The sequence below is a fragment of the Sagittula sp. MA-2 genome (genome assembly GCF_030126985.1).
Taxonomy (GTDB): domain Bacteria; phylum Pseudomonadota; class Alphaproteobacteria; order Rhodobacterales; family Rhodobacteraceae; genus Sagittula.
Genome location: NZ_CP126145.1, coordinates 4,087,348 through 4,110,552 on the forward strand (window position 1 = coordinate 4,087,348; position 23,205 = coordinate 4,110,552).

19 protein-coding genes and 1 pseudogene are annotated in these 23,205 nt (G+C 65.4%); 8 read left to right on the forward strand and 12 right to left on the reverse strand.

Translation table 11 applies throughout. The features are described from left to right. Positions 1-33 precede the first annotated feature (33 nt). The gene (locus QNI11_RS19945) at positions 34-1,170 is read left to right on the forward strand and encodes a hypothetical protein (RefSeq protein ID WP_283981477.1); all 1,137 of its coding nucleotides are present in this window, start codon (positions 34-36) and stop codon (positions 1,168-1,170) included. A gap of 40 nt (positions 1,171-1,210) precedes the next feature. Continuing rightward, positions 1,211-2,011: a tRNA (guanosine(37)-N1)-methyltransferase TrmD gene (gene trmD / locus QNI11_RS19950; RefSeq protein WP_283981478.1), complete on the forward strand. Its 801-nt coding sequence runs from the start codon at positions 1,211-1,213 to the stop codon at positions 2,009-2,011. Between the two features lie 422 nt (positions 2,012-2,433). Here the strand turns inward: trmD and QNI11_RS19955 are convergent, their stop codons facing one another. Beyond that, the gene (locus QNI11_RS19955) at positions 2,434-3,429 is read right to left on the reverse strand and encodes a T4SS efffector SepA family protein (RefSeq protein ID WP_283981479.1); all 996 of its coding nucleotides are present in this window, start codon (positions 3,427-3,429) and stop codon (positions 2,434-2,436) included. A 606-nt stretch (positions 3,430-4,035) separates the two neighbouring features. Here QNI11_RS19955 and rplS point away from each other — a divergent pair. Both rplS and rpmE read left to right on the forward strand, forming a co-directional pair. After that, a complete protein-coding gene (gene rplS, locus QNI11_RS19960; RefSeq protein ID WP_005863529.1) occupies positions 4,036-4,416 on the forward strand; it encodes a 50S ribosomal protein L19 in 381 nt (126 codons plus the stop codon). Between the two features lie 12 nt (positions 4,417-4,428). Further along, a complete protein-coding gene (gene rpmE, locus QNI11_RS19965) occupies positions 4,429-4,650 on the forward strand; it encodes a 50S ribosomal protein L31 (RefSeq protein WP_005863531.1) in 222 nt (73 codons plus the stop codon). A gap of 23 nt (positions 4,651-4,673) precedes the next feature. Here rpmE and QNI11_RS19970 read toward each other — a convergent pair whose 3' ends face one another. From QNI11_RS19970 to QNI11_RS19985, 4 genes are all read right to left on the reverse strand, one after another. Continuing rightward, the gene (locus QNI11_RS19970; protein WP_283981480.1) at positions 4,674-6,029 is read right to left on the reverse strand and encodes an ATP-binding protein; all 1,356 of its coding nucleotides are present in this window, start codon (positions 6,027-6,029) and stop codon (positions 4,674-4,676) included. Positions 6,030-6,230: 201 nt separating this feature from the next. After that, positions 6,231-7,067 (reverse strand): N-acetylmuramoyl-L-alanine amidase, encoded by an 837-nt coding sequence (locus QNI11_RS19975; RefSeq protein WP_283981481.1) that lies wholly within the window; start codon positions 7,065-7,067, stop codon positions 6,231-6,233. A gap of 140 nt (positions 7,068-7,207) precedes the next feature. Beyond that, complete coding sequence (locus QNI11_RS19980) at positions 7,208-8,761, reverse strand: sodium:alanine symporter family protein (RefSeq protein WP_100928438.1); 1,554 nt, start codon at positions 8,759-8,761, stop codon at positions 7,208-7,210. Positions 8,762-8,786: 25 nt separating this feature from the next. Next, the gene (locus tag QNI11_RS19985; RefSeq protein WP_100928439.1) at positions 8,787-9,221 is read right to left on the reverse strand and encodes a universal stress protein; all 435 of its coding nucleotides are present in this window, start codon (positions 9,219-9,221) and stop codon (positions 8,787-8,789) included. A 258-nt stretch (positions 9,222-9,479) separates the two neighbouring features. On the opposite strand from QNI11_RS19985, the pseudogene QNI11_RS19990 reads away from it, so the two are divergent. Together QNI11_RS19990 and QNI11_RS19995 are read left to right on the forward strand one after the other, a co-directional pair. Then, positions 9,480-11,140, forward strand: a pseudogene (locus QNI11_RS19990) (TIGR01244 family sulfur transferase). A gap of 167 nt (positions 11,141-11,307) precedes the next feature. Beyond that, entirely contained in the window at positions 11,308-13,080 is a 1,773-nt protein-coding gene (locus tag QNI11_RS19995) for a SulP family inorganic anion transporter (protein WP_283981482.1), read from the forward strand. Here QNI11_RS19995 and QNI11_RS20000 read toward each other — a convergent pair. Next, positions 13,060-13,785, reverse strand: a complete 726-nt coding sequence (locus QNI11_RS20000) for a metallophosphoesterase family protein (protein WP_283981483.1) — start codon at positions 13,783-13,785, stop codon at positions 13,060-13,062. The genes QNI11_RS19995 and QNI11_RS20000 overlap by 21 nt on opposite strands. Before the next feature lie 212 nt (positions 13,786-13,997). On the opposite strand from QNI11_RS20000, the gene QNI11_RS20005 reads away from it, so the two are divergent. After that, positions 13,998-14,369 (forward strand): hypothetical protein, encoded by a 372-nt coding sequence (locus QNI11_RS20005; RefSeq protein ID WP_100928443.1) that lies wholly within the window; start codon positions 13,998-14,000, stop codon positions 14,367-14,369. Positions 14,370-14,438: 69 nt separating this feature from the next. Here the strand turns inward: QNI11_RS20005 and serA are convergent, their stop codons facing one another. The 6 genes from serA to paaI form a co-directional block, all read right to left on the reverse strand. Further along, entirely contained in the window at positions 14,439-16,037 is a 1,599-nt protein-coding gene (gene serA / locus QNI11_RS20010; protein WP_100928444.1) for a phosphoglycerate dehydrogenase, read from the reverse strand. A 93-nt stretch (positions 16,038-16,130) separates the two neighbouring features. After that, the gene (locus tag QNI11_RS20015) at positions 16,131-17,285 is read right to left on the reverse strand and encodes a phosphoserine transaminase (RefSeq protein WP_283981485.1); all 1,155 of its coding nucleotides are present in this window, start codon (positions 17,283-17,285) and stop codon (positions 16,131-16,133) included. Positions 17,286-17,466: 181 nt separating this feature from the next. Next, a complete protein-coding gene (locus QNI11_RS20020) occupies positions 17,467-18,036 on the reverse strand; it encodes a TetR/AcrR family transcriptional regulator (protein WP_283981486.1) in 570 nt (189 codons plus the stop codon). Between the two features lie 4 nt (positions 18,037-18,040). After that, complete coding sequence (paaK, locus tag QNI11_RS20025; protein ID WP_283981487.1) at positions 18,041-19,345, reverse strand: phenylacetate--CoA ligase PaaK; 1,305 nt, start codon at positions 19,343-19,345, stop codon at positions 18,041-18,043. A 42-nt stretch (positions 19,346-19,387) separates the two neighbouring features. Continuing rightward, positions 19,388-20,575 (reverse strand): 3-oxoadipyl-CoA thiolase, encoded by a 1,188-nt coding sequence (gene pcaF / locus QNI11_RS20030; RefSeq protein ID WP_283981488.1) that lies wholly within the window; start codon positions 20,573-20,575, stop codon positions 19,388-19,390. Next, entirely contained in the window at positions 20,568-21,041 is a 474-nt protein-coding gene (paaI, locus tag QNI11_RS20035; protein ID WP_100928449.1) for a hydroxyphenylacetyl-CoA thioesterase PaaI, read from the reverse strand. Before paaI ends, pcaF begins: the two co-directional genes overlap by 8 nt. Positions 21,042-21,183: 142 nt before the next feature. On the opposite strand from paaI, the gene paaZ reads away from it, so the two are divergent. Then, complete coding sequence (paaZ, locus tag QNI11_RS20040) at positions 21,184-23,199, forward strand: phenylacetic acid degradation bifunctional protein PaaZ (RefSeq protein WP_283981489.1); 2,016 nt, start codon at positions 21,184-21,186, stop codon at positions 23,197-23,199. The last annotated feature ends 6 nt before the right edge of the window (positions 23,200-23,205 follow it).

The window sequence follows — 23,205 nt, forward strand, 5'->3', positions numbered from 1 at the left end:
TGGATCGTCGTTTTGATTAGCCAGAAGTTCAGAATGATCTTCTCCGGACTTGCCGCCGCGCCCGTATTGACGGTCGCACTGGCGTCGCTCCATGGGGACATGCGCGCCTTCCTGAGCGGGTCGGTGGCCATGACCGGCGTCGCCTCCGTCGCCGCGACGATCCGCTGGCGTCCATTGCGCCCCGGTCGCCGCAATTTCATCTCCCTCGGCAGTCCCGGCCCGCTGCGCAGCACGCCGCGCGACCTGCCCTCTCCCAACCGCCAGCGCGAGGTCCTTGCCCGCGCGCTCTCGCCTGCAGAGGACGGCCCCGTCGACGACCGCCCCGTCTCCCGCGAAGAGGCGGTCTCGTGGATCCTGCACCGCTCGCTCTCCGCCTGGCACAGCGGCCACACGGACTCCGCGCTCACCGACCTGCCCGCGCCGCGCCTGCTGACGCTGTACCTGCTGGCGCGCCTGCTGACCTCCTCCCCGGGCCAGGCCGGCGAGATCGCGCAGCACTTCCGCCGTCCCGACGCGGTCCTCTCCATGCGCGACGAGGTCGACAACCTCGCCCGCATCCGCGCCGAGTGGGACCGCGACCAGCGCATCTGGATGGCGACCCACTGGCTCTGGACCCGCCAGGCGCAGGACACCCCGTCCGCCTCCCTCGCCGAGGCGCTGGAACAGCTCGGGCCGCCCGACATCGACCTCTGGCACCGGGTGGTGACCGAACACGACCCGGACAATCCCGATCAGGCCGCCGCCGCCTTCTGGTGCCTCAGGCAGCCCGCCTGCGACCGCGCCACCGTCGCCGCCTACCTCGCCCGCATCGTCCTCGACGGACGGCTGGTCGCGGCCGCGCGCAAGGGCGACACGCAGGTCCTGACCGAAGTCCGCGGCACCATCGACCGCTGGAACGCCGGCGTCTACAAGACCGGCGACCTCGGCATCGACCCGCCGCAGACAGTGACCGACGCGGCCCCAAGGCTCCCCGACACCCTGCGCGACCTCGAACAGGCCACGGGCGACCGCTGGCCCGCGCCCGCCGGGGCCTTCACCCGCCGCGACGGCCGCCCGCCCCGGCCGCGCCCCGCATGGGACCTGGCCACCGGGCAGCTCACCACGGAGCCGCAGCGCGAAGACTACCTCGACGCCCCCGCCGCGCTCCTTCCGGTGCAAAACCCGTTCTGAGCGCTTGCCGCCCGCCGGTGGAACGGGATAAAGCCCGGCCATGTCCGACGCTCCCCGTTCCCATGGCCGCAAGACCATCCGCCCCAGCCTGAAGCCGCGCGACCTCATGACCGAGGCGCCCGCCCTGGCCCGCGCATGGCACGCGCAGGTCATTACGCTCTTCCCCGAGGCCTTCCCCGGCATCCTCGGGCTGTCGCTGACCGGCAAGGCGCTGCAGCAGGAACTCTGGCAGCTCCAGACCGTCCCGCTCCGCGCCTTCGGCGAGGGCAAGCACCGCAACGTCGACGACACGCCCGCGGGCGGCGGCGCCGGCATGGTGCTGCGTCCCGACGTGATGGGCGCCGCCATCGAACACGCCCGCAGCCAGCAGCACCCCGGCGCGCCGCTGATCTACCTCAGCCCGCGCGGCAAGCCCTTTACCCAGGCGATGGCCCGCGACATGGCGCAGCGGCCCGGCGTCACCCTGATCTGCGGACGGTTCGAGGGGCTCGACCAGCGGGTGATCGACCACTACCGCATCGCCGAGGTCTCCATCGGCGACTACGTCCTCACCGGGGGCGAACTGGCCGCGCAGGTCATGCTGGACGCCGCCGTGCGCCTGCTGCCCGGCGTCCTCGGCAACGCCGACTCGACGGAGGAAGAGAGCTTCTCCGACGGCCTCCTGGAGCATCCGCAGTACACCCGCCCCGCCGAATGGCAGGGCCGGACGATCCCCGACGTGCTCCTCTCCGGCCACCACGGAGAGATCGCGAAATGGCGCCGCCAGCAGTCCGAAGACCTCACCCGCACCCGCCGCCCCGACCTCTGGAACGCCCTCAAGGCCCGCAAGGACGTCCCCTGAAGCGCCGCGCAGGGCCCCCTTGATCCCATTGCCGGACAAGGATTTTCGCCCATGCGCACGATCTGCCTTCTCACGCCCCTACCGCTTGGGAGCATACCTCCGAATGCCGCTTCACATGATCGCCCCGAGGTCCTGAAGCGGACCGTTTCCGAAATCGGCCCTAAGCCAACATTCGTGCTGTGCGCGGCGGATGGCCGGTCCCAGCCCCTTGCGGTCGTTCGGCGCGCGCTTCCCGAACGAGACATCGGACCTACAGGTCATGCGGCCGGGGTGGCTGGACAGCGGGACAGAAACGATCCCTTCTGCCGCAGTCAAAAACCTTGGGCAGAATCGGCCAAGAAAGCACATGGCGAGGCAGCTCAGCCTTGACTGAGAAATGCTGTCGCCAGCCGCGTGTGCGGCTCGCGACACAATGCATCAGTTCACTTCCCCGCGCGGAGGACGCCGATCCGGCCTGGATACTGAGCTTTGTCGTTCTCGCGCCATTGGAAGCGCACGTCGACAGCTACATGGTGCTTGTCAGCAAGGCGTTGGATTTCCTTCCAAGCATCCTGAGCTGATTGCCCTTGGATCGAGATGCCTAACTCAGACTGGTACTTGTACCCTTCTGAGACGTACTCATACGGCTTTGAGGGTATCTGAAGTTCATGGCAGAGTGTTTTCGCATCCATTCCGTTCTTCTTCTTGGTCGCGGTGATGACATTCAGTAGCACACCTGACCAGTTCGCTTTGCCGAGCGTCTTGCCGCCTACTGAGGCATCTAGCACCCGCGTGAAAGAGAGGCCGGGCGCGGAGCGGAACTCCATATCACCTTCGTCTGAAGCTGTGCTCGAAACATCGCGCGGCATCATCTCTTCCGGCGCATCGTCGCGCTCGAGGCCAAGCTGCTCCATTTTTTCCCGCACTAGGCGGTCGATGGTTTGAGAAGGCGTCTCTGTCCCGAGCCACGTGGCTACGGACTTGAGATCGACAAAAGTTGCGTCGTTCACGCGTATGACAGGCATTATGGCTATCCCCTGGATTGACTTCACATGGAATATGTAACATGAAATTCTGAGGGCCTCAAGACTACATGTTACATAAATCATATGGCGGTCAAAAACGGTCGTTTCTGTCCCTCCCGGCATGTTCAGGAAACGCGAGAACGTTAGCATGGACATAACCCCTGGGCTAAACCTCCGAGGTTTTGATACGTTTCTGTCCGGATCCTGCGCATTGATGCCGTTCGTCCAAGGCACAGCAAAAATCGGCTTTACGCCCAAGGCGCACGTCAGTCGCAAGCCGACGCAAGATGCTCTCAGCCTCGCCGAAGGCCGATTTGCTCGATCCGAACGTACGCCGGCAGTCTGCCGCATCTTGACCATGAAAATCAGTAACGCCCCTTCCGGTATGGAAATCCGGTCGAACAGTGCCTCCATTGGCTCTCAGTTCACTCGGAACCCTCCGCCACCTGAAAACGGTTAACGCAAGGAGCGGGGCATCACGGTCTTTGAACCTCGTTAAGCTGTATTGACGGGCGGAACCGCCCGGATTGGCCGGGATTGGCAAGCGATCTGGCCTTTGGCGCAATGGTCCGGCCCCGCACGCCGGAATTTCGGCACAGGCTCGCGGCAACGTGAGCGCGATTTGCCGCGAAACCGGGCCCTACACTAAAAACCTTCCCCACCCGGCACCAAACCCACCCGAATCGCCCATCTGGCGCGTTAAAGAAGGTTGCCAACCGGCCGGTTCGACCCCTCCAACCGGCCGGGACTCGCCATAAGGAAGGGTTAATCCGCCCCGGTTAACCCTGCGGTCGGCGGGTTTGCGGGGGCTTGGGAAATTCCCTTGATTTGCAGGGGCCCCGCGCGTAGAAGGCCCCATCTCAGGCATCGGGGCGACTCGGATGCCTTTGGTATCGTGGCGGCCCCACCCGGGGCCCCACGCAAGCAAAGCAACAGCTGGCGGTGCAAATTCCTGTCTGGAATCAAGGCACTGACTGACATTTCCGCGGGCAAACCGCGTGTGAAAAAGGAGAAGGTCAGATGGATCTGATCGCACAACTCGAAGCGGAGCAGATCGCTTCGCTGGGGAAAGAGATCCCCGACTTCAAGGCAGGCGACACCGTCCGCGTCGGCTACAAGGTCACCGAAGGCACCCGCACCCGCGTCCAGAACTACGAGGGCGTTGTCATTTCTCGTAAGAATGGCAAGGGGATAGCCGGTTCGTTCACCGTTCGCAAAATCTCCTTCGGTGAAGGTGTGGAGCGTGTGTTCCCGCTGTACTCCACCAACATCGAGTCCATCGAAGTCGTCCGCCGCGGCCGCGTCCGCCGCGCGAAGATGTACTACCTCCGCTCGCGCCGCGGCAAGTCGGCCCGCATCGCGGAAGTCACCAATTACAAAGCCCCGAAGGCTCAGGCGTAAGGAACGGATCGGATGAAAAAGGATCTTCACCCCGACTACCACATCGTCACCGTCAAGATGACCGACGGGACCGAATTCCAGACCCGCACCACCTGGGGCAAGGAAGGCGACACGCTCGTCCTCGACATCGACCCCACCGTGCACCCGGCATGGACCGGCGGCTCCTCGCGCCTGCTGGACCAGGGCGGCCGCGTGTCGAAGTTCAAGAAGAAGTACGAAGGCCTCGGCTTCTGATATTTCCGAAGCCCGGCAAGGGCTTATTCGCCGACAGGAACGCCGCCCTCCAGGGCGGCGTTTGCCTTTTCGGGGACCGGTTCCTGCAGCGGCATGACCGGGAACAGCATGGAGATGCGGGTCCCCTCCTCCGAGCTTTCGATCCTCAAGCCGCCGTTTGCAGAGCGTACGAAACCGGCCACCATCGACAGGCCCAGCCCGGTGCCCATGCCCGGCGGCTTGGTGGTGAAGAACGGTTCCGCCACCAGCGGCAGCGCGTCCCTGGGAATACCACAGCCGGTGTCCACCACCGCGATCGAGACATAGCGCCCGGGTGGCAGCGCGTGTCCGTCCCCGGTCTTCAGCGGCTCCGTCAGCCGCTCCTCCGACGTGACGATCTCCACCACGCCGCTGCCTTCGATGGCATCCACCGAGTTCTTCACGAGATTCAGCAGCGCGGTCGTCAGCTGCGTATCGTCCAGCCGGACAGGCAAACGCCCCGGATGGCGCACGTGCAGCTTCTGTATGCGCTCCGGCACCAGCGTCTGGACAAGCGAGACGATCCCATCCACGGCGACGTTCGCATCGACCACCCGCGCCCGTGTCGGCGCCTTGCGGGCATAGACCAGAAGTTGCTGGACAACCGCCTCCGCCCGTTTCGCTGCGGCCTGCGCCTCTTCCACCACAGCGTCGCGTTCGTCCCGTTCCGCCAGCAGGTGGTAGAGTTCGAGGTTGCCCTGCACAACCGTCAGTATGTTGTTGAAATCATGCGCGACTCCGCCGGCGAGGCGGCCGATGGCGGACATCTTCTGATCCTGTGCCAGCCGTTCCGCCGTCTCTTCGAGCGCCAGCCGAGAGGCGCGCGAGAACAGCATCGCCAGCGCCGTGTAGGCCAGGGCCACCACCACGACAATCAGCACCCCCGCCTTTGCGAATGGGCCCTCGAACTTGTCCATGTGGCTGCCGACCACCAGCAGAAGGAAAACGCCGAACAGGGCAATCTGCGACCAGGCCAGCCAGAGGATCCGGTCGCCGCGCCGGATCTGGTAGACCATCGTCGACCCCATGAGGATCGCGCCGAGGGCGATCTTTTCCGGCGCCTCGTTCATCGCGAAATACACCGGCAGCCACATGAAGGAGACGACGACGACAAGGTAGGACAGACCGGCGATCGTCAGGTGGCGCGGCTCTGCCGTCTTGCGGTGCACGACGATGTAGCGGCAATGCAGCGCGTGACCGATGAAGTATCCGGCACACCACACGGCAGGCAGCAGGTTGCCCTCGTAGAAGAACAGCAGGACCGCGCCGAGAAACACGGCCACCAGCCGCGCGATCAGCTCGCGACGGACGCCGTATTCGACGTCGTACAGAAGCTGCATGTTCCGGCGTGTGCCTGTCATCTGCACCCATCTACCCTGTTGGTCCGGACGCCCGGCGCCCACGCATCTCCGGGAGCAGCCGACAGCGGACCTGCCGTTCTGCGGCGCCGTCGCTTACAACCGGGGCTCAGTACATTTACGTTTCGTAATTCTATACGCTCAACAGGGCCTGCAAAGACCCAAGCTTGGTTAAGGCCGCGGCTTTTTGGTTGAAACGGTGCGCTATTGGCACCGCAGGGCGGGATCATCCAGCAGCGTGAACAAGGCGGCGTCGTCGATGGCGTCCGGGGCATAGCTGGCCCGGTTGGCCGACACGAGGCGGTCCAACGCCCGACCCGAGGCCTTGCCCCAAACGCCGTCCGGCTCCACCGGCCCGCAGCCCCGCACCGCCAGCTCGGCCTGAAGACCAAAGACCAGAACGCGCAACGGCAGGTCGTCCGCCTCCGCCATGATGTGCTCACCGGGGCAGGAGGTGCTGGCATAGTGCAGATGGGGCCGGATATTGGCGGTCGGCACGCGGTAGGCCCTCTGCGCTTCCGACATCACCCGGATATAGGACAGACGTGCGACGTCGGTCAGCGTCTCGTGATTGAAATCGCCAAGCGCGACAACTGCGAAATGCCCGGTGAAGTCGGCCTTCTCGGTGCCGCCATGCACCGTGGACTTGGTGGCCGGGGCGTAGCGCACGGGCCGTCCCTTCGCGATCTGGCCGGTCTTGTCGACGGCATAGTGGTAGGCGATCATTCCCAGCCCGGCATTAGCCACGTGATCGTGGTTGATGTTGCGCACCCTCTGGGAAATAGACTGCCGGTCACGCGCCGCCGACGCCTTGCGGAAAAGCGCCGCATCCGTCCCGGCGAACCCTTCGTGGTGGAAGGTGATGTGGGTGATGCGCGGTTGCGCATAGGGGCGCAGCGCCTTCTGGTCGATTTCGCTCAGCTCGACCGTGATCTCGCCGGGGACCTTCAGCGGCGCAGGCTCGGGCACCATCCCCTCGGCCCAAAGCGCCGCGGGACACAGGAGCAGGACGCTCAACGCTGCGATCTTCGGTAGCTTCATCCGCGGCACCTCCCCTGCCATGTGGGAAGTAGTCTGCCCGCAAGCGGTGTCCCGCGCGACCGGGAAATTGCCGGCGGCAGGAACGTGCCGCCGCCGGCGTGGGTGCTGTTCGGGGCGCGGACGGACCGCGCCCCACGCTGTTACTTGAACTTGCGGATCTCGCCGGACTTCAGCCGCGTCATGTAGCTGTCCAACTCCCGCTTCACGATCGGCATCAGGAAGTAGAGGCCCGCGATGTTGACCACCGCCATGGCAAAGATCGCAGCATCGGAGAAGTCGATCACCGGGCCGAGGTTTGCCGCCGCACCGATCACGACGAAGATGCAGAAGATCACCTTGAAGACGATCTCGGTGGTCTTGCCTTCGCCGAAAAGGAAGGTCCACGCCTTGAGGCCGTAGTAGCTCCACGAGATCATGGTCGAGAAGGCGAACAGGATCACCGCGACCGCCAGCACGTAGGGGAACCACGTGAAGGCCGAGGAGAACGCCGCCGAGGTCAGGCTGACGCCCGAGGACCCGTCCAGCGTCTGGATCGACCCGCCTTCGGTCAGGATGTATAGGCCGGTCTCCGGATCGCTGACCAACTGGCCCGAGATGATGATGACCAGCGCCGTCATGGTGCAGATCACCACCGTGTCGATGAACGGTTCCAGCAGGGAGACGAAGCCTTCGGTGATCGGCTCCTTCGTCTTCACGGCAGAGTGCGCGATGGCCGCCGAACCGACGCCCGCCTCGTTCGAGAAGGCCGCCCGCTTGAAGCCTTGGATCAGCGCGCCGACAAGGCCGCCCGCCACGCCGAGACCGGTGAAGGCGCCCGCGAAGATCTGGCCGAACGCCCAGCCGATCTTGTCCGCATTCATCAGGATGATGACCAGCGCCGCCAGAACGTAGAGCACGCCCATGAACGGCACGACCTTTTCGGTGACCTGCGCGATGGACTTCAGTCCGCCGATGATCACCGCAAAGACGACACAGGCAAAGATAACGCCGGTGATCCAGCCCGGGTATTCGCCCACGATGCCGGCGATCTGCTGGTGCGCCTGGTTGGACTGGAACATGTTGCCGCCGCCGAGGCTGCCGAGGATGCAGAAGATCGCGAAAAGCACCGCCAGCACCTTGCCGCCCGGCAGGCCGCGCTCAGCAAAGCCCTTGGTCAGGTAGTACATGGGTCCGCCAGAAACGTGCCCGTCGGGGAACTCGTTGCGGTACTTCACGCCCAGCGTACACTCGGTGAACTTGGAGGCCATGCCCATCAGACCGGCGAGGATCATCCAGAAGGTCGCGCCGGGCCCCCCGATGCCGACGGCCACCGCGACCCCCGCGATATTGCCAAGCCCGACTGTGCCGGACAGGGCTGTGGCGAGCGCCTGGAAGTGGCTGACCTCACCGGCATCGTTGGGGTCGGAGTAGTCGCCTTTCACCAGCGCGATGGAATGCGGGAAGGCGCGGAACTGGATCAGGCCGAAGTAGATGGTAAAGACCGTCGCCGCGATCACCAGCCATGCCACGATCCACGGGAAGGTCGTTCCGGGAAACGGGCTGAAGATGAAATTGACGAACCAGCCCGTGGCATTGGCGAAGGCGTCGTTCACCGCCTGGTCGAGCGTCTTTTCCGCTTCCTGTGCACCGGCCGTGACCACCGAGGTGAAAAGTACGAATGCGGCCAGGGCCGCGCGTTGAAAATACGTTGTCATGCTGTGGTGTCCTGTTCTGTGCGCGTCAGGGGACGATGGTGCAGGGCACCGGCGAAGCCTGGACCAAGTGGCCCGCAACCGATCCGAAGACCCGGCTGCCGAGGGTGGATCGCCCGTTGCGTCCGATGAAGACCTGGGCCACGTCCGGTGCATCGGCGATTTCGCAAAGGATCTCGGCGATGTGGCCGTAGCGCATGATGGTCTCGACCTTGGCGCCCTTTGCTTCTGCCGCACGCCTCGACGGCGTGATGATCGCACTTTCGGCGCGGGCGAGTTCCTCCTTGCGGCGCTGGCTGCGTTCCTCGATCTCCTGCGGGGTCAGGAAGGAATAGGGCGACCATTCCAGCACATAGGCGATCACGATGGTGCCACCCTGGGCAATGGCCCGCTCGGTCGCGAAATCCAGCGCACGCTGCGCCGTCTCGCTCCCGTCGAAGCCGACAACGAACTTCCCTGTCATATCCGTGTTATCCTTTTGTCTTTATTGTTGGTTCAGCCTGAGGGCCTTGAATAGATTAGCAGTCGCCTCACGGGCGAATGGGCCGAAATGCTGTACTGCACCGGCGAATCCGACTGATTTTCCCTGTTCTGCGCGGACTTTTTGCAAAAGCTCGCCCCGTGGTTCCCGTAGCGGCAACTGCGACTCATTGGACCGTTTTGAATTCAGTTATTCGAATGTATAAGGACGCAATCCAGATTCTCGAGGCAGGAGCGCACCGTGGAATTCCGCAAGATCACTGACGACATCGCCGTCTCGCCGCAGACGTCAAGGACATTGCCGACGCCGGATACCGGTCGATCATCTGCAACCGCCCGGATGGCGAAGGCGCCGACCAGCCCACCTTCCACGAGATCGCCGCCGCCGCCGAGGCGGCCGGTCTCAAGGCAGTCCACCAGCCTGTCGTCAGCGGCAAGGTGACGGACGACACCGCCGCGGAGTTCGGCAAGCTGCTGAAGGAGCTGCCGGGCCCGGTTTTCGCCTACTGCCGCACCGGCACCCGTTCGGCGACTCTCTGGTCGCTGTCGCAGGCCAGGACCATGGAGCCTTCGGCGATCCTGGGTGCCGCAAAGAACGCGGGCTATGACATGGCGGGCGTGGTCCGCCGTATCGTCAACGGCGGCAAGACACCCACCGATGAGGGCGACGCGAAATTCGACGTGGTGATCGTTGGCGGCGGCGCCGCCGGTATCTCGGTCGCGGCTTCGCTGATGACGCGCCGCTCCGGGCTCGACATCGCCATCATCGACCCGGCCGACATCCACTACTACCAGCCCGGCTGGACCATGGTCGGCGGCGGCGTGTTCGAGGCACAGACCACCGCGCGTACCATGGCCTCGCTCATTCCCAAGGGTGTGCACTGGATCAAGTCCGCCGTTGCCGCCTTCGAACCCGGGAACAACGCCGTGATCCTCGACGGCTGCCGGGTCGTGAAATACGACCGGCTGATCGTCTGCCCGGGGCTGAAGCTCGACTGGAACGGCGTCGAAGGGCTGGTGGATACGCTTGGCAAGAACGGCGTCACCTCCAACTACCGCTTCGACCTGGCGCCCTACACATGGGAGCTGGTGCAGGGACTGAAGAAGGGCCGCGCACTGTTCACCCAGCCGCCGATGCCGATCAAATGCGCGGGCGCGCCGCAGAAGGCGCTCTACCTGTCGGGCGACCACTGGTATCGCAACGGCGCGCTGAAGGACATCGACATCCAGTTCATGAACGCCGGCGGGGTGCTGTTCGGGGTGAAGGACTATGTGCCCGCGCTGATGAATTACATCGAGCGGTACGACGCCAAGCTGAACTTCTTCCACAACCTGATCCGCGTGGACGGCGCGGCGAAGCAGGCGACCTTCAGGGTGGCGAAACCGGACACCGAACCGGCAGAGGTCACCGTGGACTTCGACATGCTGCATGTCTGCCCACCGCAGGTCGCCCCCGACTTCATCCGCGTGTCGCCGCTGGCCGATGCGGCGGGCTGGGTCGACGTGGACCAGTCGACATTGCGCCACAAGACCTTCGACAACGTCTGGTCGCTTGGGGACGTGATGAACGCGCCCAACGCCAAGACCGCCGCCGCCGCGCGCATCCAGGCCCCCGTCGTGGCCGAGAACGTGGTCGCGGACATGCGCGGGCTGAACCCGCAGGCGCTCTACAACGGCTACGGCTCCTGCCCGCTGACCGTCGAGAAGGGCAAGATCGTGCTGGCGGAGTTCGGCTATGGCGGGACGATGCTGCCATCCTTCCCGAAGTGGTTCATCGACGGCACCAAGCCGACCCGCGCGGCGTGGCTCCTGAAAGAACAGATCCTGCCGCCGATCTACTGGAAGGCCATGTTGCGCGGCCGGGAATGGATGGCCCGGCCAGAGACCGTCTCTGCAGGGTGAAGCACGAAGGGCCGGGACATGTTTCCGGCCCTTTTAGCGCGCCACCGAGGCAAGTTTTCCATGCAAAGGTGCATTCGAACCTTTTCAAATTCTATTTTTCGAATATATAAGCGGTCAACAACCGGGGCGACTCGCATGTCTGCCCCCAGACCTACAGGACTATGCCAATGGCTTCCCCCATCCTGAACCGCTTCAAACAATACCTGCCGATACTGCAGTGGGCGAAGACCTACGACCGCGACACCGCGACCTCTGACCTTGTCGCCGCCGTGATCGTCACGATCATGCTGATCCCGCAGTCGCTCGCCTATGCCTTGCTGGCCGGACTGCCGGCCGAGATGGGGCTCTACGCCTCCATCCTGCCGCTGGTGGCCTATGCGATCTTCGGCACCTCCCGCGCGCTGGCCGTCGGCCCGGTTGCCGTGGTCTCTCTGATGACCGCCGCCGCCGTGGGCAACCTCGGCCTGTCCGATCCGCTCGAGATCGCCGTCGCGGCGGGCACGCTGGCGTTCATCTCCGGCGTGATCCTCACCGTGCTCGGCGTCCTGCGCCTCGGGTTCCTCGCGAACTTCCTGTCGCATCCGGTCATCGCCGGGTTCATCACCGCGTCCGGCATCCTGATCGCTGTGTCGCAGCTCAAGCATATCTTCGGGATCAAGCTGTCCGGCGACAACCTGCCGGAACAGATCGCCACCTTCTTCGAGCACGTGGGCGATACCAACCTTATCACGCTGGCCATCGGTATCGCCGCGACTGCCTTCCTGTTCTGGGTCCGCAAGGGGCTGAAACCGCTGCTGATCCGGTCGGGCATGAAGCCACGGCTCGCCGATATCTCGGCCAAGGCCGGCCCGGTCGCCGCCGTCGTCGTGACAACGCTGATCGCCTGGGGCTTCGGCCTGGCGGAGCGTGGCGTGAAGGTCGTCGGGGACATCCCGATGGGGCTCCCGCCGCTGACCATGCCGTCGATCTCCCCCTCGCTCTGGAGCGAGCTGTTTGTCCCGGCGCTGCTGATCTCGATCATCGGCTTCGTGGAGTCCGTCTCCGTGGCCAAGACGCTGGCCGCGAAGCGCCGCCAGCGCATTTCCCCCGACCAGGAGCTGATCGGTCTGGGCACGTCGAATATCGCGGCTGCCGTGTCGGGCGGCTACCCGGTCACCGGCGGCTTCTCCCGCTCTGTCGTGAACTTCGACGCGGGCGCGGAAACCCCGGCGGCGGGCGTCTTTACCGCCGTGGGTATCGGCCTTGCGACGCTGCTGCTGACGCCGCTGATCTACTTCCTGCCCAACGCCACGCTGGCCGCGACCATCATCGTTGCCGTGCTGTCGCTGGTCGACTTCTCGATCCTCAAGACGGCCTGGGGATATTCGAAGGTGGACTTTGCCGCTGTCGCCGCGACGATCCTGCTGACCCTCGGTTTCGGGGTGGAAGCGGGTGTCTCGGCTGGCGTGCTTCTGTCCATCGGCCTGCATCTCTACAAGACATCGCGCCCGCATGTCGCCGAGGTCGGCCTTGTCCCGAACACCGAACACTTCCGCAACATCAAGCGGCACAAGGTCGAAACGAAGCCCCACCTCGTGACCCTGCGCGTCGACGAAAGCCTGTACTTCGCCAACGCCAGCTTCCTCGAAGACTACGTTCTGGGCCGCGTCACCTGCGACCAGCCGATCCGGGATGTCGTGCTGCAGATGACCGCCGTGAACGAGGTCGACCTGAGCGCACTGGAAACGCTGGAAGAGCTGAACCACCGGCTGAAGGACATGGGCATCCGCCTGCACCTGTCGGAGGTCAAGGGCCCGGTCATGGACCGCCTGAAACGGTCCCACCTGCTCGACCACCTGACCGGCAAGGTCTACCTGTCGCAGTTCAACGCGTGGCAGGCCCTCAGCCCGGCGCCGCAAGACCCCGAAGCCGCGAAGTCTTCAGAGGCGGACGCGGCCTGACGGCGTCAGGATAAAGACCTTGTCGCCCTCGAAGGCGGCAGCGGTCAGCTTCCGCCCGTAACCGGCCCCTGTATCGAGGTTCAGCCGGTGCGGGCGGAAATCCGGCGTGTCCACCGGCGTGTGCCCGTGCACGATGAAGGCCCCGTGGTCCCGCTGATCCATCAGGAACTCCTGCCGGATCCAGACGAGGTCGTCCTCCACCTGATCCTCCAGGGCAACACCCGGACGGACACCTGCGTGAACGAAGTACAGCGGCCCGACGCGGTGGAAGGTTTTCAGCTCCTGCAGGAACCGGAGGTGTCCGTCGGGCAGCAGCGCACGCATCTCCTCCGCCAGTTCGCTTTGCCGCACACGTTCCGGCACGGTCAGACCGTAGGAGGCCGCCGTCTCGATCCCGCCGAGATTTGGGTGGAACCAGTGGTAGCCGACCAGCAGGTGCGGATCGTTGCGCGGTGCGGGCGGGGTGACGAACCATTCGAACAGGCGGTCGTGGTTGCCCTTGATACAGGTCCAGTTGCGCCCCGCGGCAAGCCCCTCGCAGAGGATGTCGATCACACCCTTCGAATCCGGCCCCCGGTCGACATAGTCGCCCAGAAACACGATGTTGGCGTCCTTGCCGCCATCTGCCTCGATGCGGGACAGGGCCTCTTCCAGCAGGGCCCGCTGACCGTGAATGTCGCCGATGGCGTAGATCGTTTCTGTCATGGACAGGGACCTAGCACCCTCCCCCGCCAGCCGCCAGAGCCTGCTCTGCGCCGCCTGCCACCGCGCCGCCACACCACGCCCAAAAACGCGCACAATCTGACGCAAGGTCAAAGATGTCTTGGGCTTCCAAGTTTTCGCGACGTAGCTTATGGCGGCGTGCCCCGGCCAATCTGTATTTCCGGTCGCGGGCATATCTATCAAGGAGTTTGAAGATGAATGGACTGTCGTTCTGGTTCTTTGTGCTTGCAGTTATTTCCGGTGCTCTCGGTATGGCCTGGGGCATCCAGATGTCCGCCTCGGGCGACCACAGCCTCTCCATCGCGCATGCGCACCTGAACCTGATCGGTTGGGTGGGTTTCGCGATTTTCGGGATCTACTATCACCTCGTGCCCGCCGCCCATGGCAAGCTTGCATGGGTGCATTTCTTCGTGGCGCTACTGGGCCTTGGCGCCATCGTGCCCGGTATCGTCCTGGCGGTGACATCCCAGGGCGAGGTACTGGCGAAGGTCGGATCAGTTCTGACCTTCCTGTCGATCCTGATTTTCCTCGTCGTCGTCATCCGGTCGCGGACTACGACGGCCTGAACAACGCCCCCGAAAAGGAAAAGGCGGGGCTGACCCCCGCCTTTTCATTTCTGGTGCACCTGTCCTGCCTCAGGACACGTCGAAGGACAACGGCTTGATCTGGCGGAACAGGCCCGTCTCGGCCAGCTTGGCGCGCGCCTCTGCCGGGACCGGCTCATCGACGTAGAGCAGCGCGATGGCCTCGCCCTTGGCCGCCGACCGGCCCAGCGTGAAGTTCGCGATGTTCACGCCCATACCGCCCAGCGTCATGCCGAGCGCACCGATGATCCCCGGCACGTCCTCGTTGGTGGTATACAGCATGTGCGCACCCACCTCGGCGTCGATGTTGATGCCCTTGATCTGGATGAAGCGCGGCTTCCCGTCCGAGAAGACCGTACCCGCGATCGACCGCTCGCGCTGTTCGGTCACGACGGTCACCTTGATGTAGCCTTCGAACGCACCGGTCTGCGCCTGGTTCGTGGTGGAGATCTTGATGCCGCGATCCTTGGCGATCAGCGGGGCCGAGACCATGTTCACGTCCGGGTTCACCGACTTCATGATGCCCGCGATCAGCGAACAGTTCAGCGCGGCGAGGTTCATCTCGGCGGCGTAACCGTCATAGAGGATGTTGATCGCCTTGATCGGCTCGTCGGTCATCTGGCCGATGAAGTTGCCGAGGTGGTCGGCCAGCTTGATCCACGGCCCCATGACCTTGGCCTCTTCGGCGGTCACGTTCGGCATGTTCAGCGCGTTGGTGACAGCGCCGGTCAGCAGGTAGTCGGCCATCTGCTCGGCGACCTGCAGGGCGACGTTCTCCTGCGCTTCGGTGGTCGATGCGCCGAGATGCGGCGTGCAGACCACGTTGGGCAGGTTGAAGAGCGGGTTCTCCTTCGCAGGCTCCTCGGCGAAAACGTCAAAGCCTGCGCCGGCGACGTGGCCGGATTTCAGCAGTTCGGCCAGCGCCTCTTCGTCCACCAGGCCGCCACGCGCACAGTTGATGATCCGCACGCCCTTCTTGGTCTTCAGGAGGTTTTCCTTCGACAGGATGTTGCGTGTCTGGTCGGTCAAGGGGACGTGCAGGGTGATGAAGTCCGCGCGCTTCAGCAGGTCGTCGAGGTTCTCGATCTTCTCCACCTGCATCTGCTTCGCCTTCTCTTCCGAAAGGAAGGGATCGTAGGCGATGACCTTCATCTTCAGGCCGCGTGCACGGTCGCAGACGATGCCGCCGATGTTGCCCGCGCCGATCACGCCCAGCGTCTTGCCGGTCAGCTCGACGCCCATGAACTTCGACTTCTCCCACTTGCCCGCGTGGGTCGAAGCAGAGGCCTCGGGGATCTGGCGGGCGACGGCGAACATCATGGCGATGGCGTGCTCGGCCGTGGTGATCATGTTGCCGAAGGGCGTGTTCATGACGATCACGCCGTGCTTCGACGCCGCGTCCTTGTCGACGTTGTCGGTGCCGATCCCGGCGCGGCCCACGACCTTCAGGTTGGTGGCCTTCTCGAGGATCGACGGCGTCACCTTGGTGGCCGACCGGATCGCGAGGCCGTCGTAGTTGCCGATGATCTCGGCCAGCTTTTCCTTGTCCTTGCCCACTTCGGGCATGAAGTCGACGTCGATGCCGCGGTCACGGAAGATCTGGACGGCCGCGTCGGAGAGCTTGTCGGAGATGAGAACTTTGGGAGCCATTTCTCTGGTCCTTGCACTATGCTGTGAGGGAACGGACCCGGACGCCCCTGCGGGGTCCGGATCCTGTGCATTTGAGGAAAAAGGAGGTGTCGCTCAGGCCGTTTCGGTCTGCGCCGCGATTTCCGTCTCGAAGGCCCACTTGAGCCAGAGCGTCAGCTTCTCGACATCCGCGGCCTCGACCGTGGCACCGCACCAGACGCGCAGGCCCGCCGGGGCATCGCGGTAGGCACCGATGTCATAGGCGGCGTTGTAGTCGTCCAGCTTCTTGGCAATCGCCTTTGCGAAGGCCGCGCCGTCCTTGATCCGCGCATCGGTGAACTTCAGGCAGACGGAGGTGTTCGACCGCGTTGCCGGGTCTACGGCGAGGTTCTCGATCCAGTCGTGCTCGTCGCAGAAGTCCCACAGCACCTTGGCGTTGGCGTCGGCGCGGTTCCGGAGCCCCTGAAGACCACCGACCGAGCGCGCCCAGTCGAGCGCCACGAGGTAATCCTCGACCGCCAGCATGGAGGGCGTGTTGATCGTCTCGCCGACGAAGATGCCTTCGATCAGCTTGCCGCCCTTGGTCATGCGGAAGATCTTCGGCATCGGCCAGGCCGGGGTGTAGGATTCCAGCCGCTCGACGGCGCGGGGGCTGAGGACCAACATGCCATGCGCCGCTTCGCCGCCCATGACCTTCTGCCAGGAGAAGGTGGTCACATCGAGTTTGTCCCACGGCAGGTCCTGCGCAAACGCGGCAGAGGTGGCGTCGCAGATGGTCAGCCCTTCGCGGTCAGCGGGGATCTTGTCGCCGTTGGGGACACGCACACCGGAAGTGGTGCCGTTCCAGGTAAAGACGACGTCGGTGTCGAAATCGACCTCGGCAAAATCGACGATCTCACCGTAACCCGCGGTCTTCACCTCGGCGTCGATCTTGAGCTGCTTGACCACGTCGGTCACCCAGCCGGACCCGAAGGACTCCCAGGCAACCATTGTGGCCTTGCGGGCGCCCAGCAGCGACCACATCGCCATCTCGACGGCGCCGGTATCAGAGGCGGGAACGATGCCGATCTTGTAGTCGGCGGGGATGCCCAGGATCTCGCGCGTGCCTTCGATGGCCGCTTTCAGCTTCTCCTTGCCGATCTTCGCACGGTGCGAACGACCGAGGGCGGCATCGGAGAGCTTGTCGAGCGTGAACGTGGGGATCTTGGCGCAGGGGCCAGAAGAGAAACGCGGGTTTGCCGGCCGCGTGGCCGGATGGTCGTGTGCCATATCTGCTAACCTTCCAGATAGATGCCTCTCGTTGGGGAGAGGTGTCCCGCCGACGCGTCTATGCCCTTCCCGCAGGCTCGGCAAGTCGGATAATGCAGCCCGATGGTCGCATTTGATTTTCGCCGGCGCGGGTCTGGAGCGGATCGGAAACTTCGGGCAGGCGGCGGACCGGCAAAGACGGTCAGAGCCGGTCGAGGCCCCCTTCAGCGAAGTCGGCGGCCAGCTCCGCGAACTCCGCGCGGGACAGCCCCTTGCCCGGGCGGTGCCACTGGTAGACCCAGTTGATGATCCCGAAGACCGTCATGGTGGCGGCGCGCAGGCGGTCCCCTGTCAGGTCGGGGCGCTGCTGCTGCAGGGCGCCGGACATCAGCCGGACGAGGGTCCGCTGGTGCGACAGCACCGGCTGCTGCAGGTCGTCGGGCAAGGTGTGCAGGGTTTCGAGTTGCAGCTTGTGCTCAGCATCGGCGTGTTCGAACGCTTCGAGCAGCGCGGCCATCAGCGCGCGCAGGCCATGCGGCGCCGCCAGTTCGGCCCGTTCGACGACATGATCGTAATGGGTTTTCAGGATGTCCGACAGCATCGATTCCTTGCTGTCGTAGTAGTGATAGAGGAGGGCCTTCGACACGCCGCAGGCCTTCGCCGCGCCCGACATGGAGGCGCGGTCGAAGCCGTTCTTCGCAAAGTACTCCGCCGCGCCCTTGCGGATCGCGTCGCGCTTCTCGGCGTGGTCCCGGGCCAGTCCTCTCGCCACCCGCTCAGCCCTTGGGCCGGTTGTCGACGATGCGCACCGCCTTGCCCTGGCTGCGGGCAACGCCGCCGGGTTCGGCCAGGTCGACAAGGACCGAGACGCCGACCACCTGCTTGATCTTCAGGGACAGTTCGCGGCAGGCCGCGGCGCCCTGATCGGCGGCATGGGGGAAGCACTCCACCTTCACGCGCATCTCGTCCTTGTGCTCCACCCGGTTCAGTTCCAGCTGGAAGTGCGGCGCGAGCGCCTTCACCGTCATCAGCTGCTCTTCGATCTGGGTGGGGAAGACGTTCACGCCGCGCAGGATGATCATGTCGTCGGACCGGCCCGTGACCTTCTCCATCCGGCGCATCGTCCGTGCGGTGCCCGGCAGGAGGCGGGTCAGGTCGCGGGTGCGGTAGCGGACGATGGGAAAGGCCTCCTTCGTCAGGGAGGTGAAGACCAGTTCGCCCAGCTCGCCGTCGGGCAGGACCGCGCCGGTTTCCGGATCGATGATCTCGGGATAGAAGTGGTCCTCCCAGATGTGCAGGCCATCCTTGGTCTCCACGCATTCGTTGGCGACACCCGGGCCCATGACCTCCGACAGGCCGTAGATGTCGACCGCGTGCATGTCGAAGGCGTCCTCGATCTCGCGCCGCATGGCGTTGGTCCAGGGCTCCGCCCCGAAGATGCCGACCTTCAGCGGCGACTTGCGGGGGTCGCGGCCCTGCTCGGCGTATTCGTCGATGATCGACAGCGCGTAGGAGGGCGTCACCGTGATGCCCGTCGCGCCGAAATCCTCGATCAGGCGGACCTGCCGCTGTGTCATGCCGCCCGAGATCGGCACCGTGGTCAGGCCCAGCTTGTCCGCGCCGAGGTGGATGCCGAGGCCCCCGGTGAACAGCCCGTAGCCGTAGGCGTTGTGCAGGATGTCACCGGCGCGCAGACCGGAGGCGCGCAGGCTTCGGGCCACCACCGTCGCCCATGTGTCGAGGTCCTTCTCGGTATAGCCCACGACCGTCGGCTGCCCGGTCGTGCCCGAGGACGCATGGATACGCTTCACCTGCGCGCGCGGGACGGCAAACATCCCGAAGGGATAGTTGTCGCGCAGGTCGGTCTTGACCGTGAAGGGGAACTTCCCGAGGTCTTCGAGGCTGGTCAGGTCGTCCGGATGCACACCCGCCGCGTCAAAGCTCGCCTTGTAATGCGGGACGTTGTCGTAGGCGTGGCGCAGAGACCATTTCAGCCGCTCCAGTTGCAGCGCCGCCAGTTCATCGCGGGAGGCCGTTTCGATCGCCTCGAGATCGCCGGGCCGTGGGGACAGGTCTTCCATGGTCTTATCCTTCCTGTGCTGCCGCCGCGCTGCCGGGCCGCATCAGATCGCTTCCAGCGCGAGAGCGATGCCCTGACCGACGCCGATGCACATCGTGCAGAGCGCGTGTTTCTCCATCCGGTCCTGCAGCGACTGGGCGGCGGTCAGCACAAGCCGCGCACCCGACATGCCGAGCGGATGGCCAAGCGCGATGGCCCCGCCGTGCGGGTTCACATGCGGTGCGTCGTCGGGCAGGCCGAGGTGACGCGTGACGGCCAGGGCCTGGGCCGCGAATGCCTCGTTCAGCTCGATCACGTCGAAGGTCGAGATGTTCATGTTCAGCAGGCCCAGCAGCTTCTCGGTCGCGGGCGCGGGGCCGAAGCCCATGATCCGCGGCGCCACCCCTGCCGTCGCCGCCCCGAGGATGCGGGCGACAGGTGTCAGGCCATGCTTCTCGGCGGCTTCGGGCGAGGCGATGACCAGCGCGCAGGCGCCGTCGTTGACACCCGACGCGTTGCCCGCGGTGACCGAGCCGCCCTCGCGGAAGGGCGTCTTCAACGCGGCGAGCTTGTCCATGGTCGTCTGGCGCGGGTGCTCGTCCGTATCGACAACGACCGGATCGCCCTTGCGCTGCGGGATGGTGACCGGGGTGATCTCCTTTGCCATCCGGCCCGATGCAATGGCGGCGGCGGCCCGCTCCTGCGAGCGGAAGGCAAAGGCGTCCTGGTCCGCGCGCGAGACGTTGAAGTCCTCGGCCACGTTCTCGGCCGTCTCGGGCATGGAGTCGGTGCCAAAGCCCTTCTGCATCGCCTTGTTGACGAACCTCCAGCCGATGGTCGTGTCGTAGACCGCGTTGCCGCGGGAGAAGGCGGCATCGGCCTTGGGCATGACGAAGGGCGCGCGGGACATGCTCTCGACGCCGCCTGCCACGATGATCTCGGCCTCGCCGCACTTGATCTGTCGGGCGGCGAAGGCCACCGCGTCGAGGCCGGAACCGCAGAGCCGGTTTATCGTGGTGCCGGGCACGCTTTCGCCCAGCCCGGCCAGCAGCGCGGCCATGCGGGCGACGTTGCGGTTGTCCTCGCCCGCCTGATTGGCGCACCCCATGATGACCTCGTCCACCGGCAGCCCTTCGGGCACGACGGCGCGGATCACGTGGGCCAGCATGTCGTCCGGGCGGACGGAGGCCAGAGCGCCGCCGTAGCGGCCGATGGGGGTGCGGGTGCCCTGGCAGAGCCATGCTTCACGCATTGGGTTTCTCCTCTGACGCGCGCGCGGCGCTTGTTTCTGACGGCTCTTCGAAGAGCGTGCCCTTGATGGTCCGCGACAGGCCACGCATCAGCGCGACAGTGCGCCCGTCCTCGCCGGTGACTGTCACGTCGTAGACGCCAGACCGTCCGGGCCGGGCCTGTTCCCGCGCCGTGGCAGTCAGACGCTCGTCGGCGCGGCCCGGGGACAGGAAGGTGATCTGGTTCTCCTGCGCCACCGTCACCTGGTTGTAGGTGTTGCAGGCGAAGGCGAAGGCGCTGTCGGCAAGGGTGAAGATGAACCCGCCATGGCAGATGCGGTAGCCGTTCAGGTGATGCGGCATGACCTGCATCGACAGCACCGCCTCTCCGGGCGCGATGCGCTCGATCCGCATGCCCATGCCCTGACTGGCGGCGTCGGTGGCCCACATGGCCTCCGCCGAACGCTCTGCGCGCTCCTGTGGTGTCATTGGCGATGTCCTCCCTGCCCGGAACGATGCACAAACCCGACCGGTCGGTCAAGTATGTTGATTTGTGGCGCGGCTTGACGCAGGGTGGCGCGAGGGTGGCGCACAGCCCCACCCTACAGGACGTCATCAGGGAGGAGAGGTCATGAACCGCATCGCACCGGAAAGCTACGTGGCAGGGAAGTGGATCGGACCGGGCACCGCGGCCAAGCCGATCATGAGCCCGGTCGACGGGTCGGAAATCGCCCGCGCCGGGGGGGCGGACCTGGACTTTGCGGCGATGCGGGCCTTCGCGCTGGACAAGGGCGGACCGGCCCTGCGCGCCATGACCTTCCACCAGCGCGCGAAGATGCTGAAGGCGCTCGCAGGCTACATCGGGTCCCGCAAGGAAGAGCTTTACGCCCTGAATCCCCTGACCGGCGCCACGCGCAAGGATGGCGCCGTGGACATCGAGGGCGGCATCATCACCATGACCGTCATCGCCGGGAAGGGCCGCCGCGAGATGCCGGACGGCCACGTCTACCTTGACGGCGAGGTCGAGCGCATCTCACGCTCCGGCACCTTCCTCGCCCAGCACATTGCCGTGCCGCGGCAGGGGGTTGCGGTCCACATCAACGCGTTCAATTTCCCCGTCTGGGGGATGCTGGAAAAGCTCGCCCCGACGCTGCTGGCCGGGATGCCCGCCATCGTGAAGCCGGCGACCCAGACCTGTTACCTGACCGAGGCCTGCTTTCGCATGATCGTCGAGTCGGGACTGGTGCCGGAGGGTGCGGTCCAGCTGATCGTCGGGGGCACGGGCGACCTTCTGGACCAGCTCGGCCCGCAGGACGTGGTCAGCTTCACCGGCTCGGCGGACACGGCGCTGACCCTCAGATCGAACCGCAACCTGCTGTCCCAGTCCGTGCGCTTCATGGCCGAGGCGGATTCGCTCAACGCCTCTGTCCTCGGGCCGGACGTTGTGCCGGGCAGCGAGGAGTTCGACCTGTTCGTGAAGCAGGCCGCCACGGAAATGACGGTCAAGGCCGGGCAGAAGTGCACCGCGATCCGGCGGATCATCGTGCCCGAGGCGCAGATGGATGCCGTGACGGAGGCGCTGGCCGCACGGCTGCGCGGCACGACCATCGGCGATCCGGCGGGCGATGCGCGCATGGGGGCGCTGGCCTCTGCCGCGCAACGGGCGGACGTGCTGGAGAAGGCGGCGATGCTCGCGTCCGAGGCGACGAACGTGCTGGACGGCCTGACTGCACCGGACGGTCCCGGCTTTGTCGCGCCAATGTTGTTCCGCTGCGCCGACCCCGATGCGGGCCGCACGGTGCATGACGTGGAGGCGTTCGGCCCGGTCTCGACCGTCATGCCGTACCGAGACCTGCCCCATGCCGCCGCCCTTGCCAACCGTGGGAAAGGGTCGCTTGTGGCGTCGCTGGTGACGGGCGATCCGCAGGTGGCGCGCGCCTTCACGCTGGACAGCGCGGCGTGGCACGGGCGGCTCTACATCACCGACCGGACTTCAATGAAGGAGGCGACCGGCCATGGCTCTCCGCTGCCGCACCTCGTGCATGGCGGGCCGGGCCGCGCCGGCGGGGGCGAGGAACTGGGCGGCGTCCGCGGCGTCCTGCACTACATGCAGCGCACCGCCGTGCAGGGCTCGCCCGACGTGCTGACCGCGGTGACCGGCCAGTGGGTGCCCGGCGCGCGCGAGATCGAGGGGCCCGAGCATCCCTTCCGCCGCACCTTCCGCGATATCGAGATCGGCGAGACCATCGTGACCGACCCGCGCGAGGTGACGCTGGAGGACATCGAGCATTTCGCCCATTTCACCGGCGACACCTTCTACGCCCACATGGACGAGGCCGCAGCACAGGCGAACCCCTTCTTCCCGGGCCGGGTGGCGCATGGCTACCTGCTGCTCAGCTTCGCGGCGGGCCTCTTCGTGATGCCCGATCCGGGGCCGGTCCTCGCCAATACCGGGCTGAACGGCCTGTCTTTCCAAAAGCCCGTCTCGCCCGGCGACCGCGTCCACGTGCGGCTGACCGCCAGGCGCAAGACGCAGCGCACCGACACCTATGGCGAGGTCGCCTGGCACGTCACGCTCTACAATCAGGACGCCGAGCAGGTGGCGGAATACGAGCTTTTGACCATGGTCGCCTACGAAAAGCCGTGAGGGGGT

Coding starts and splice junctions, on each gene's coding strand:
- QNI11_RS19945 (WP_283981477.1), top strand. CDS start 34: ATGATCTTCTCCGGACTTGCCGCCGCGCCCGTATTGACGGTCGCACTG.
- trmD (WP_283981478.1), top strand. CDS start 1,211: ATGTCCGACGCTCCCCGTTCCCATGGCCGCAAGACCATCCGCCCCAGC.
- QNI11_RS19955 (WP_283981479.1), bottom strand. CDS start 3,429: ATGGAGGCACTGTTCGACCGGATTTCCATACCGGAAGGGGCGTTACTG.
- rplS (WP_005863529.1), top strand. CDS start 4,036: ATGGATCTGATCGCACAACTCGAAGCGGAGCAGATCGCTTCGCTGGGG.
- rpmE (WP_005863531.1), top strand. CDS start 4,429: ATGAAAAAGGATCTTCACCCCGACTACCACATCGTCACCGTCAAGATG.
- QNI11_RS19970 (WP_283981480.1), bottom strand. CDS start 6,029: ATGACAGGCACACGCCGGAACATGCAGCTTCTGTACGACGTCGAATAC.
- QNI11_RS19975 (WP_283981481.1), bottom strand. CDS start 7,067: ATGAAGCTACCGAAGATCGCAGCGTTGAGCGTCCTGCTCCTGTGTCCC.
- QNI11_RS19980 (WP_100928438.1), bottom strand. CDS start 8,761: ATGACAACGTATTTTCAACGCGCGGCCCTGGCCGCATTCGTACTTTTC.
- QNI11_RS19985 (WP_100928439.1), bottom strand. CDS start 9,221: ATGACAGGGAAGTTCGTTGTCGGCTTCGACGGGAGCGAGACGGCGCAG.
- QNI11_RS19995 (WP_283981482.1), top strand. CDS start 11,308: ATGGCTTCCCCCATCCTGAACCGCTTCAAACAATACCTGCCGATACTG.
- QNI11_RS20000 (WP_283981483.1), bottom strand. CDS start 13,785: ATGACAGAAACGATCTACGCCATCGGCGACATTCACGGTCAGCGGGCC.
- QNI11_RS20005 (WP_100928443.1), top strand. CDS start 13,998: ATGAATGGACTGTCGTTCTGGTTCTTTGTGCTTGCAGTTATTTCCGGT.
- serA (WP_100928444.1), bottom strand. CDS start 16,037: ATGGCTCCCAAAGTTCTCATCTCCGACAAGCTCTCCGACGCGGCCGTC.
- QNI11_RS20015 (WP_283981485.1), bottom strand. CDS start 17,285: ATGGCACACGACCATCCGGCCACGCGGCCGGCAAACCCGCGTTTCTCT.
- paaK (WP_283981487.1), bottom strand. CDS start 19,345: ATGGAAGACCTGTCCCCACGGCCCGGCGATCTCGAGGCGATCGAAACG.
- pcaF (WP_283981488.1), bottom strand. CDS start 20,575: ATGCGTGAAGCATGGCTCTGCCAGGGCACCCGCACCCCCATCGGCCGC.
- paaI (WP_100928449.1), bottom strand. CDS start 21,041: ATGACACCACAGGAGCGCGCAGAGCGTTCGGCGGAGGCCATGTGGGCC.
- paaZ (WP_283981489.1), top strand. CDS start 21,184: ATGAACCGCATCGCACCGGAAAGCTACGTGGCAGGGAAGTGGATCGGA.